Source organism: Stieleria maiorica (genome assembly GCF_008035925.1).
Lineage (GTDB): Bacteria > Planctomycetota > Planctomycetia > Pirellulales > Pirellulaceae > Stieleria > Stieleria maiorica.
This window is the reverse complement of sequence record NZ_CP036264.1, coordinates 6,524,579-6,536,653: the sequence shown is the minus strand read 5'-3', so window position 1 is coordinate 6,536,653 and position 12,075 is coordinate 6,524,579. Positions and strand designations below refer to the sequence as shown.

At 57.3% G+C, this 12,075-nt stretch carries 8 protein-coding genes; 2 read left to right on the top strand and 6 right to left on the bottom strand.

Going from position 1 to position 12,075, the window contains the following annotated elements:
* Positions 1-195 precede the first annotated feature (195 nt).
* The 5 genes from Mal15_RS22190 to Mal15_RS22170 form a co-directional block, all read right to left on the bottom strand.
* Positions 196-1,455, bottom strand: coding sequence for an outer membrane protein assembly factor BamB family protein (locus Mal15_RS22190; protein WP_147869772.1), 1,260 nt, complete (start codon positions 1,453-1,455; stop codon positions 196-198).
* A gap of 267 nt (positions 1,456-1,722) precedes the next feature.
* A complete protein-coding gene (locus Mal15_RS22185; protein WP_167546989.1) occupies positions 1,723-2,850 on the bottom strand; it encodes an EDR1-related protein in 1,128 nt (375 codons plus the stop codon).
* Positions 2,851-3,205: 355 nt separating this feature from the next.
* Entirely contained in the window at positions 3,206-3,679 is a 474-nt protein-coding gene (locus Mal15_RS22180; protein ID WP_147869770.1) for an anthrone oxygenase family protein, read from the bottom strand.
* A gap of 30 nt (positions 3,680-3,709) precedes the next feature.
* Positions 3,710-3,910, bottom strand: a complete 201-nt coding sequence (locus tag Mal15_RS22175) for a hypothetical protein (RefSeq protein ID WP_147869769.1) — start codon at positions 3,908-3,910, stop codon at positions 3,710-3,712.
* On the bottom strand, positions 3,907-5,358 hold the full coding sequence (locus tag Mal15_RS22170; RefSeq protein ID WP_261344640.1) for a sulfatase: 1,452 nt from the start codon (positions 5,356-5,358) through the stop codon (positions 3,907-3,909). The genes Mal15_RS22175 and Mal15_RS22170 overlap by 4 nt, the downstream gene beginning before the upstream one ends.
* 261 nt (positions 5,359-5,619) lie before the next feature.
* Between Mal15_RS22170 and Mal15_RS22165 the strand changes: the two genes are divergently transcribed.
* Together Mal15_RS22165 and Mal15_RS22160 are read left to right on the top strand one after the other, a co-directional pair.
* Complete coding sequence (locus tag Mal15_RS22165) at positions 5,620-7,917, top strand: HEAT repeat domain-containing protein (protein WP_167546988.1); 2,298 nt, start codon at positions 5,620-5,622, stop codon at positions 7,915-7,917.
* A 239-nt stretch (positions 7,918-8,156) separates the two neighbouring features.
* The gene (locus Mal15_RS22160; RefSeq protein ID WP_167546987.1) at positions 8,157-10,538 is read left to right on the top strand and encodes an ankyrin repeat domain-containing protein; all 2,382 of its coding nucleotides are present in this window, start codon (positions 8,157-8,159) and stop codon (positions 10,536-10,538) included.
* A gap of 36 nt (positions 10,539-10,574) precedes the next feature.
* On the opposite strand, the gene Mal15_RS22155 is transcribed toward Mal15_RS22160, so the two are convergent.
* On the bottom strand, positions 10,575-12,008 hold the full coding sequence (locus Mal15_RS22155) for a PHB depolymerase family esterase (protein WP_233902959.1): 1,434 nt from the start codon (positions 12,006-12,008) through the stop codon (positions 10,575-10,577).
* Positions 12,009-12,075 lie beyond the last annotated feature (67 nt).

Below are 12,075 nucleotides of genomic sequence, written 5' to 3'. Positions count from 1 at the left end.
GTTGTTCCCACCCAAAGGGGCTTAAGGCTGTGAGGAACGAATCAAAGGGGAGGGAGGTTTTTATTTGCTCGCAGGTTCGAAATTATCGACCGCGGCAACACCTTTGTATTCATTTGGTTCCAAGCAGATGATTCTTCGATCGTTCTTCCTGCTTGCTGGCGTTGGCGAGAGTTCGCGTTATCGTGGATGATTTGATCAGCGCGGTCGGTTGCCGATGCAATAGACGCTGTCGCCGGTTCGAATGAAGAAGTTGCCTCGGGAAACTGCGATCGATGCCATCGTCTTACCGTCGAGCCTATTTTGGGCGATCACCTTGTATCGCGTCCCGGGCTCCAGCACTGTGGTGAGACCGTCTTCCGAGGTGATGTAGATTCGGCCGTCGGCCAGCAACGGCGACGCGGAGTAGTTGCCCTTGAGTCTTTCCAGCCAGACGACTTCGCCTGTTTTTGCTTCGATGCAGTGCAGGATGTTGTCGCGAGTGATCGTGTACAGGAACGGCTCGACATACAGCGGCGATGGCAAGGCCGGGACACCGCGTTTCTGTTCCCAAACGATGTGCGATTCGGTCACATCCCCGTGACCACCTGGACGAATCGCTCGAATCGTCGGTTCCTCGAAACCGGATGAAGTGAAGATCAGACCTTCACCCAGCACGGGCGAGGGTGTCACGCCCTCACCTTGGCTGTAGATCGACCAGATTCGCTGCCCCGTTTCGACGTCGTGCGCTTGGACTCGGTCGCCTCCCGCACTGACCACCGTCCGCCCCTCTTCGATCACGATGGCGGTCACGTGTCCAACCCGAGACAGCCCACGCTCTCCCCGCCACTTTGTATCACCGGTCTCCTTGTCCACGGCCAGCAGGACGGCCTGGTCCCACGGTTCCTTCCAACCGACACGCTGATCGGAGCGACTGCTGCCGTCAAACGGCATGATGATGAGTCCGCCGGCAAGAATCGGCGAAGCACCGAGCCCATGCAAACTGTGGAAGTCCACGTCTTCGTTCTTCCAGACCAATTTGCCATCGAAATCAACGGCAACGATCGTTCCATCGTAAAACGCGGCGTACACCCGTGAGCCATCGTACACCGGTGTGGGCGTGGCGTAGGAATTCTGGGCTCGCTTGGGTCCGGGAACTTGACGGTGGACTTCCGTGTTCCAAAGGATGTCGCCACTGGTGCGGTCGATTCCGATCACGCGACACGAAGCGCCATTTTCCGTCGCGGTCGTCACGAAGATGTGGTCACCGGACACAATCGGAGACGACCAGCCTTGACCCGGTATTGTGGTTTTCCAGGCGACGTTGCTCTCTTCGGACCACTGAAGCGGCAGGCCTCTTTCAGCCGATTTCCCCTGACCGTTCGGCCCGCGGAAGCGAGTCCAATCTTCACCGCGGAGCGAGTCGGAAGTAGATGACAAGCCCGCGACGACAACCAACGCACCAAATAGCAAACGCATACGACAGTCTCAGTTAGCTTTCGGAAGGAATTCACACATGATACCGCAAATCCGAACAACGCTGCGAAACAGGCGACGGTTTGGTCTAGTTATTTCATCTCGTCGATGTCCCAGTTGTATCGACACCGATGCGGTTCCCGCCGGGAATTGCGAGCCAGCGGTCGATGAAACCGATCGCACGAAGGACGCTTCCAAACTCGCATGGCTATCGTCGCGGGACGAAACGCATTTTCGGCATCCGGTATCGGCAGGGAACTCCCGTGCGACTCACATGAAAACAACGGCTCCCCGGGCAGTTGCCTCGTCGATTCCAAGGTTTCCGCGCACAAGAGCGGCATTCAATCCCGCCTCGTCTGCCATCAGCTTGAATAGCAACGCGCGGTGCCGACAAACTCCTGCACCGCAAAGTAGCGGGACGTCCCCCAACAACACCTCTTGTGATGAATACCGGTCGGCGAGGTATTGGCGGGTGCGGTATTCGCTCGCACTGCGGCCTTCCGACGCGGTGAAAACCTGGTCGACATAGCGAGCGATTCTTGTCGCCCGGTCGAGCTCGTTAAGCTTCAGCATCCCTTGCGATCGTGCGTAGCGAAGGTGTTCCGTTAATTGGCCGTCATTGCGACGGTCGACCAACAGGAGTTCGCGCCCCGAAATCACGTACCCAAACTCGTCGACCTGCATGCTTCGACCACCGTCCAAGAAACCGTCGGGAATTTGAGTGTTAGGGCCAATGTAATGGGCCTTGTTAAAAAGGCGTGTGACTTCCCGTGCTCCCGCTGGTACCAGCGGGCGTCCTCCCGCGTCCTTTGATATCCCAGCAAGGGCCAAGTCAAGATACAGATCGCTGCTCTCCTTACCACCCTGGTGGAGCTCGATCGCCAGAACATTGTGTCCCCGGGCGAGGCCTTCGGACGTCAGGAAAAATCGTTGGTACAACTCTTCAAGCGGAGCGCTGCGCCATTCGGCTGCATACGAATCGGGCATGACCTTGCCCTGAGGCATGTTCCAACGATGAAGTTCCGTCCCATTAAGGTAGGCAACGTATCCGTCATCGGCGCGCACGGTCAGCAACAGGTGAGTGAATACTGCGGGGGAGCACACGTCAAAAGTCGTCCGAAAGTAGGTGGTTGTCCTGACGGCCCCCTCGCCGCCGCCGGGTCGAACGACAGTAGCAATGTCGGCTTCGCCGAATCCGAACGGGCCGGCGCCGCGTCTCCACTGCGAATCATCAAAACCGGGCTTCTTCCAGTTGGCACCGGGCTCCTTTCCGTCGTCCTTGAACGACCACCTTGATTCTTTGCCACGGGGTATGAGTATCTCGGCTCGGATGAGCTGGACGGGAAGGCCGATGAAGAGGAAACAGCAGATCGTAGCCATTACCATCATCTTGGGCATTGCGATTCTCCATTGAGGCCGGCGGACGTAATTTCTCGCGAAGGCCCTTGAATGGTTCAAAAACAGATCGACGTCGATTTGAGTGTAGCGTATCAAGGCCTCCCGACTCGCCGCCGAGCTTGGCCCCTCCAACGCACATTCCGTCATTCGATTCGGCGCAGCGGTGAATCTGACCGCCGCGTTGAAGCCGGCAATGCCCCTGGGGATCGAACAATTGCTTTGACCCTCTAGCCTTGGTCAAGCAGTTGCTTCGTCAGTCAGCAGTCGTCCGGTTGCGCCCGTGGCACCAAGCACAAGCACCGTTTTCGCTTTTTCATTTCGTTCTGTTGAAGTTCAGACTTGCTTTCAGCCGCTACTACGGCAGCCCAATCGCGAGCAGAACGCACGCCAAGATACATGCCGCTGCGCGAAAATGATTCCAGCGAGTCCAAATCGCAACGTAACGCGTCCACTCTGCGTGACTCGCCGGATCATCCGCCGACAGCTTGTCGAGCGAGTTGTTGAGCGGGACGTTGAAGAATGCGGTGATCATGAAACCGCCCAGCAAATACAGGCATGCTCCAGCGATCGCCCAGCCAGAGTCGGGCGGACGCCGCCATGTGGAGACGGCTGCGAGGAGCAAACAGGCAAGAGCCGTTCCAAAGAACGCGCTGAGGAACCAGGCGTTAAGGATGGTGCGATTGATCAGCTGCATCGCCTTCATGCCTTCCTGCGCAGGCATCTGTGCCAGAGCATTCATCACCGAAACGGAGAAGACAAAAAACAAGCCCGCCATCAGCCCACTGCCGGCAATCGAAATCAGTGTGAGCAGCATCAGGATTGTGGTCATTGCTCGCCGTTGCCTCCCCGCGATTTAGTCTTAGTGGCCTGCATTTCCTGGGATCATACCGGGCAGATAGCTGTGTTGCCGAGAAAGGCCAGTGGTGGCCGGACGCGGATCGACGATCGCGACGAACAACACGTTAACAGCGGCGACAGACTCCTTCGTGGCGGCCGATGGCAGCAACGCCGCACGAACGACAATCAATAAATTGAAGATTGTTGATGCCGCCGGATTCATCGTTTAATCTCGGGTCTGGGCTGGCGCCTCTTCAAGTCCGGCACCTGTTTCGCCTCGGTTGTCGGCAGCCACTTGCTATGCGAGGCGATGACTTCGGCATAACGCTTCTGCCCCGCGAGGTTGTGCCACTCGTTTGGATCCGCATCGTGATCGTAGAGTTCTTCACTACCATCCGCATAACGGATGTAGCGCCAGCGGTCACTTCGCACGGCGTGATTGCCTCGCATGTAAGTCATCATCGCCGGCGAAATCCACTTCGCGTTTGGATCACGGAGCAGCGGTACGAGACTGTCGCCGTCGCAATTCGCATCGGCGGGCAGCCCGCACAGTTCCAGCAAGGTCGGATAAAGCGACGTCATGTCCACCGGCCGACGGCAACGACTGCCGGGCTTCGCTACGCTGGGAGCAACCACGATGAAGGGAATGTGATTGCTCTTCTCCCACAAGGCAAATTTTTCAATGTGGTCTTTCTCACCCAGATGAAAGCCGTGGTCTGACCACAGCACGACAATGGTGCTGTCGCGTCGCGGGCTCTTGTCCAGCGCATCGAGCACGCGACCGATCTGGGCATCGGCGAAAGCCGTGCAGGCCGCGTACGCTTGAATGAAGTTCTGGTAGGAGCCTTCCTGCTTCTTCTCGACATTCATCATTCCCTGCCAGAACCACTTCGTGCTGCGCAGCAACGAAGCCGCACCGGCTGGAAGGTCCCTCCAGTCGTCTTCTTTTCGAGCCGGCAGTGCGATGTCGCCGTAGGCGTTGTGGTAATCAGCCGGAGCAAAAAACGGCGAATGCGGTTTGTAAATTCCACACGCAAGAAACAGTGGCTGACCGCTGGCCGGGCGGCTCAGTACGCCGACGCAGTAGCTGGCCGTATGGAAATCAATCGAGTCTTCCTCCCGGCTCGGCCACTGTCCCCAATCGGTGTTGGGCGAACCATACTCGGGAGCGCCGTTCAGTTTGTTCGGCGGATATTTCTGCGGACGCATCGGCTGGAAATTGCGGAACGATTCGTCATCGTGAAAGGCTCCGCCCAGATGATGATGAAAGATCTTGCCGGCTCCGCGCACGTCATATCCGGCGACCATGAACTGCTGCATGATCGTCCTGCGATCGGGCACCGCACCACGCCAATCGCTCTTGTTGCCATAGACACCCGTTGTCGAAGGCCGCAGCCCCGTCAGCGTGGCCGCTCGCGAAGGGTTGCAAGCCGGCGAAGCACAGTAAGCGCGTGTAAACAACATCCCGCGCCGTGCCAGCCGCTCAAGATTCGGCGTCTTGATCGGAGCGTCAGGATCAAGCAAGGAAATCCAGTCGTTCATGTCGTCTACGACAATGAACAAGACGTCCGGAGCGTCCGCGTCCTCCGCAGCAGAAGCAGCACCGGACAGGCCAAGAATTACGATGCCGAACAAAGTCGTCAGCCGGTCTCGCAGTTCGATCAGGTTCATGCGGTCCATCATCATGCCATTGCCGTTGTTTGCCGATTTCAGTTCCGTCATCACCAGGATCTGTGACGCTGCAAAGAAGAGGGGCATTCTAGCAAGTTTCCCCCACGTCGTTCTTGTTGTCGCTCTGTTTGGTTGCCGATCTGCCACACAACAATGCAGCAGACACGTGTTAGATTGTGTCGGACAGACTGGACCGACTCTATCGATTCGCGGGGCTCAACCTTGACTGCGATCAACCTTCCTGGACAACCTGACCTCTCGATGATCGACGAGATTCCGTGGATGGATCTCAGTTACGCGTATGGGACTGCGATCGACGTACCGGATCAACTCAAGTCGGTCCTGGACCCGGATCCGGAGAAACGACGCAGTACGTTTTACTCATTTTCCTGCAACCTGTTTCACCAGGGCAGCGTCTATTCGGCGACAGTCCCGGCGATCGGTGTCCTGCAACAAATGCTGCGTTACCAGGACGTGCCGGACAAGGCGAAGATTCTGGAAACGTTGCTGGCCTTCGCGGTGGGGTTTGCCGAGGACATCAGATCCAACGTTAAACTCCCGGATTTTCTGGCCCTGGCAGATGACGACGACAATAAGGGCAAACATTGCAGTCAGCCAGAGGGATTGGAATGCTATCTGGCGGTGGGGACGGGTGCACCGCTGTACGAAGCACTGGTGCAGGACTCTGACCCGCGAACGGCCGTCGCCGCAGCCTACATCTTGGCATTCTTTCCCGCTCATGCTTTCGCGTCCTGTCGGACGTTGCTGGACGTCGCTCAGGACAAGAACGAACACGAATTCGTTCGCAGTTCCGCACTGTTGTCCTGTAGCTATTTGAGTGGAGGCGGTGCCCAACGGGAGCACTTCCAAACACTGCAACAGATCGTCAATGGCGAGACGTTGAGCGATTCGGAGCCCGTCCCGCTGCTGGCGGCGACTGCGGCTTACACGCTGCTTCGTGAGCGCAAGCAGACCATCGAACCGACGCTGAAAGCTGACGCAAGACGCTTGGCCGATCATTGTCTTGAACATGATGTTCGGCTGCCCCCGAGCGACTTCTATTCGTTCGCAGAACCGAAAGACATTGACGACGACGACTTTGACGTTCGAGCCTTGCTGATGCCCGACCCCCAGTTTCCCTGGGGAAGTATCGTCTCGCGACTTCAACAGATCACTGGCAAAAGGTCGCAAGCGATCGAAAAACAACGACAGAAATCCAGACGGCCAAAAAACGTGTCAACGCCACCACATCTGGGTTCGTTCGACGTGAAGCCAGACTCGTTTGACGTGGACAATATCGCCGCTGCCGTACGCAGGTATCATGCCAACTTCGTCGGCGATCACAACCTCGTTCAAGCCACGAAGGAATTTGCCCCGTTTCAACCCTACGCGTTACGAGCGTGGGACACGATTCTGGAGTTACTCGACGACGACGCCCCGAAGACGCGCTGGGCTGCGGCAGCGATGCTGGAGCATCTCGAACCGCTGGATGACGCCAAAGTTGGGCAGCTGATTGGACGGTTACACCGGAACAACAACAGCAGGCTGGGCGCTGCGATCGGAAAACAGAAAGTCACTGCCGGGCAATGCCAGGATCTGTGCGATCGGCTTTGTCGTGGTGACTTTGTCCGTGATGTGTGTTCGACAAACCGTGACGACTATCGCACACTGGTCATGTCCCACGGCACGAATCAACAATTGTGGATGCTGTACCAAAATGGAGAGGAGGAAGAGCAATCGGTCGCGATCAGCGTGTTGATGCACCGCGGCGAGATCGATGAATCGGATCCGAGGGCATACCAGGCTGCGGCGGCCGACCTGCTATCTGGTCACTTCGGCCGCGTCACCACTGCAAAATTCATGTTCGCTAAATCGGAAGACGCCCAACGATGGTTCTTCGACAATTTGAATGATCTTCCCAAGACACATCGCTGGGCGGTCGTTGACGCGATGGACGGATTCGGGGCAGACTTGACACCGCTGCAAGGCCATTTATTCGCCCAAATCGAAGCGGAAGAAAATCCCGTTCTTCAGTCAAAGCTGATCGCCTTGGTCAGCAATCTCACAGACGTGGATGACAGGCTCGTTGATCGATTGACGTCGGTGCTGACGAGCGAATCAACCTTCTTACAGCGTTCCACGGTCATTCGGGTGCTTGGATCCTGGCTGCCGAATTCCGATGTTCGGGAAGACGTGATCTCAAGGCTGCTGCCGTTCCTAACGGACGATTCGGTTCGGGTACGACAGGCGACGATCGAGCAATTGGCCGCCGACCCTTCGGGCGATTTCACCTCCAGTCTCCGGCAATCGCTCAATGACCCTGATCCGGACATCGTGCGGCGTGCGATGTGGCACCTGTCCCGCAGCGAGGCGTTGACCGAAGATGATCTTGCGCTGCTGCTGAACAAGGAGCAACCTGATCGCGTCTCGGCAGAAACCCTATTGGCAATGACGACGAACGCAGCGTTGCGGAAAGCGATCGGAAGTGCTGTGACGCCAGCAGCGAACGGCCCCCTCACGAAAAGCCTCCGGTTGTGGATACAGTCGAAGATCGCATGACTTCAGTCGCTCGTCGATGCTGTTTACAGCTATCCGGTCAGCGTGAATAGCATTGCTCGGACGTTCGCCCCGTGTGAGCTGGTCGCTACAATGGCCCGAGCTATCGGACACCTTGCAACTTCATGCAGGGCAATCGTAGCCGGCAGAGAGAGTTGGTGCAATAAACTGGCGCCATCTCGCGAATGTCATGCGCTGCGACAATTCTAGCCAATTCACGCAGGCTGCCCCGAGGAGACAACATGAGTCAGTCGCTACTACTGGCGTCAGAGAAAGGTCGTTCGGACGAGGTGATGACGCTGCTTGCATCTGGTGAGTCGGTTGAAGCGGTTGATGACCGCAAGTCCACGCTGGGGCATACGCCACTGATGCTGGCTTGTCGCGCCGGATACGAACAGGTTGCCCAGGTACTGATCGAAGCCGGTGCGGACGTCACGGCGATCAGTCACGATGCGACACCTTTTTCGACCGGCGAACGTATGATGCTCTATCACACGTCCTGGGACGATTGCGAGACGGGCGGAATGGCGATGGGCTGGACGGCACTGCATCTGGCCGCTCGTTTCGGACACCTCCCATGCCTCGCGCTGTTGATGAAGAACGGGGCCGATTTGAACCGGCCCACCGCGTTCGGGTCGCCGCCGCTGCACGTTGCGATTGAAGCCAAGCAAGTCGCCGCAGCACGAGCGTTGATTGAGGCCGGAGCCGACGTCAACGCACGCGATCACGACAAAAGCACGCCTCTGCATGTCGCTGCGTTTTGGGACCAGCCTGAAGTGGTTGCGTCGCTAGCTGAATCACCCAGGTTGAAAACCGACCTCAAAGACAAAGACGGCCTGACTCCTCTGCACGTGGCGATCACCGAAGCTTCGCGCCACGTGCTTCCCGCATTGATCGCAGCCGGAGCCGATCTAGAGAAGACGACGCGTGAAGGAGCGGCCGCTGCCGAGTTGGCGCAAGAGATCGGCGGGTCAACCCGCAAGTTGTTTTTCGAGTTGACCGAGGCGGATGCACCAAGAATGACCGCCCAGCAGATCGAAACTGCCATCAATAACAATGACCTGGATGCTCTGCGCCAGGCAGATTCACAAGGCGTGAAGTGGAATTCGCTCTGCGGTATGCCCGAGTTCGACGGCTGGACACCTTTATCGATCGCTACGCTGCACGGACGACCGGCGACGTTGCAACTGTTGATCGAGCTGGGCTGCGACGTGAATCAAAGAAACCGTGACAGGTTATCCGGTGCGGCTGAATTCGCAGGCGCGTCCCCGTTGTTGATGACCTACGCCTCGCAGGAATACGGGAGCCGGAAATTCGAGCGGCGTACGCAACCACTCTTGGATGCGGGCGCGGACATCAACTTACCCAATGCGGTTGGCCATTCTTGCTTGATGCTGCTTGCACGAACATTGAACGCGGAATGGTTGGAGCAGTGCATTCAGAGCGGGGCTGACGCTCTGTACCAAAGCTCGTTCGGAGAGTCGGCACGAACCGTCCTGGAGTTCGAGTGGATGGCCGTCTTGAAGTATCCGGAGTTCGCCATCGAAAAACGTGCTGACTACGAGCGTTGTGTGGAAATACTGAAAAATGCCGGTTCACCGAATCAACCCGACGTTTGGTACAAGGTGCATGCGGCAATTCAGGACGAAGACTGGTCGCAACTCCGAGAGTTGATCGATGGAGGGCTTGAGCCCAACATCGCGGCCATCCGACCGGGCGGCGATGGTCCGGAATCGACACTGTTGCAACGGGTCTGCCAAAACTCCGATGCTGACAACCCGGACACGGTGTCGCTGGCAACGCTAATGATCCAGAAAGGTGTCGACGTCAATCAAGTCACCATTGCCGATGGCAGGCCACCTGTCTTTCACAGCACGAAAAATGCCAATTTTGAACTAACCGAAATGCTGTTGAAAGCTGGAGCGCAGACAACCATCACCTACAAGGACGAAACGCTCACCGACCAGCTTCCGACGCGCAAGGCTGACCGTGAAAAGATGCGAGAGTTAATTTCTCGGTACGCCCCGAGCCTCGCGAAACCGAAACGAATGGTCGGGTTGATGCTGCACGACGGGAGCTACGAGCTGGTTTTGGCGAAAGCCGGCACCAAACGTGTTGCGAGTTGGCTGGCGAACCAGTTTGCCGATTCGCGAAGTTGGCAGCCGCGGGAGGGATTGCCCTCGATTGACGGCATCGCCTTGATGGCCTGGACGGACGGGGATTCACCGCTGCCTTGGACGAGTCTGCATGCATTGGGTAACTACAGGATTCGCAACCTGAATGAACTCGCGACCACGATTTCGAAAGAGCTGAGGGTTGCGACGCTGCGTGTTCAGGTCAGCGATGCGGCGGGTTACGAAGGTTACGACTACTACCGAAAGGGAACTCGAGCCGAGAGGTACCAGTCTTATCCCGCGGACTCGCCTTCCTTGGATGGCCCGCCTGTCTTTGAGTCGACCTTGCGGAAACGATCACTGGAGAAAGCCGACAACATCGACACATTGCTGTCCGAACTCGATGTGCTTGTCCCCTGTTTCCAGTCAATCGATTCGCTTGACCAACTCGGCGATTGGCAGAATCTGCTCCGGCAGACGCACGTCGTCAAGATTGACAAGAAACAATAGCGTTATGGGTGGGCGCCGAACATTCATCAATCGCGGTCAATCATTGCCACCAGCAGCGGGGACTGCGCTGGTGGGGATCGATTTCAGGCACACTGTGTTCACGGTGACCACCGAATAACCATGGTCGACAGCTTGCTCCGCTGCTTCATCAACGAACTCCATTTTGGCCAGCGGTTGAGCAGGGGTATCGCTGTATTGCAAGTTCTGAAACAAGTCGCGTCCGAAGCGATTCCTGCCGCTACCGGCGACTTCTGCCAGAAATTTGCCGTCGCGAAGAACAATGAATTTCTGAATCCCACTTTCAACATCTGCCTCGGCAAACCAACGCAGCCGGTGCCCATCCAGCTCCACTCGTGATGGCGCCGGAGGCGGTGTCGCATCGACCACGTTTGTATCCTTTCGGAATTGCATCCACGCTTCGGCGATGGCCTCATTTGGGAGCCATCCCACCTTGAGTGGATCACCTTCGAATTTCGCGGCACGGGTTGCGGTCGCACCGGTTGGCTCGGCCAGCCATGCCCCTTCAAGAGAAATCTCTCGCAGAGCCTGCCCCGGCTGGTCAGGCAAGCGCAGACTGAGACATTGGTCCAGCCAAGGGATCGCCAGATATCTCGAATTACCACATTCGTGAGCGGTCAGTGGATCGATTGCTATTCCGAGCAGGCCCCCACTACCACGGACCTTTTCAAAAAAGGCGAGGTTCGCGGGCCAAACCTTGGCGAATCGACCGTCTTTCACGGTCACACCTTCCTTGGTGCCGGGGTTGCACATGATTGGAACGCGCAATGCTGCCCTGGACAGAGTGTACGGTTTGATCGCTGGTCGATCGGGATTGGCGACCAGCAGGGGCACGCCCGAACGCAGCCATGCTGCTGCGACACGCTCAGGTTGCGTCAGCACCAGCCCACCACACCAGTGCCCACCTCCGCTGTGTCCCCAAAGTGCAAGCGGGACGGAGGCAAGTTCCGGGTGCCCGGACAACTTGCCGAGATCGACGAGCGAGCGATCGAAGGCGGCAGCCGATCCATTGCGTGGGTCGCACCACATCTGACATTCAGCCTTTTCGGGTTGTTCATACGACGGCGACAACAAGGCACAATTGTGTTTCTTGGCCAATGCTTGCCAGTGCAGGTCGTATGCACCCGTCAGGCCGGAACTGCACGAACCCTCGCCACAACCGTGTTGATGCACGACAATCCCACGCAGTGTCTCGACACCTTGTGGAATCCATACGGTGTAGTTCACGGCAAAGATTAATTCGCCCGGTTCGGTTGATGGCTTGTAGCGCACACGAAAGTAAGGAGGTTTGGCTTCGGGGAACACGTCGTAAGGACGCTCCTGCGCGGATGTCCTGTCGACGACTGCCAAAGCAGAAAAAACCACGAGGAGAAGGCAAAGGCGGGGAGATGGCATCAGCGAACGATAGGTTTGAACTGGCGGGATGGAACACTCGGTCGAATTGTAATCCAAGTGAGATGCGGTCGAATGTACGTCTAGCTGGACAGCGCCAGTTTACTGGCAGGAAGGTTGCTTGCAC

Excerpts from the sequence above, each read along its gene's own strand:
- Mal15_RS22185 (WP_167546989.1), bottom strand. The coding sequence starts at position 2,850 with ATGCCCAAGATGATGGTAATGGCTACGATCTGCTGTTTCCTCTTCATC.
- Mal15_RS22180 (WP_147869770.1), bottom strand. The coding sequence starts at position 3,679 with ATGACCACAATCCTGATGCTGCTCACACTGATTTCGATTGCCGGCAGT.
- Mal15_RS22190 (WP_147869772.1), bottom strand. The coding sequence starts at position 1,455 with ATGCGTTTGCTATTTGGTGCGTTGGTTGTCGTCGCGGGCTTGTCATCT.
- Mal15_RS22175 (WP_147869769.1), bottom strand. The coding sequence starts at position 3,910 with ATGAATCCGGCGGCATCAACAATCTTCAATTTATTGATTGTCGTTCGT.
- Mal15_RS22170 (WP_261344640.1), bottom strand. The coding sequence starts at position 5,358 with ATGAACCTGATCGAACTGCGAGACCGGCTGACGACTTTGTTCGGCATC.
- Mal15_RS22160 (WP_167546987.1), top strand. The coding sequence starts at position 8,157 with ATGAGTCAGTCGCTACTACTGGCGTCAGAGAAAGGTCGTTCGGACGAG.
- Mal15_RS22165 (WP_167546988.1), top strand. The coding sequence starts at position 5,620 with ATGATCGACGAGATTCCGTGGATGGATCTCAGTTACGCGTATGGGACT.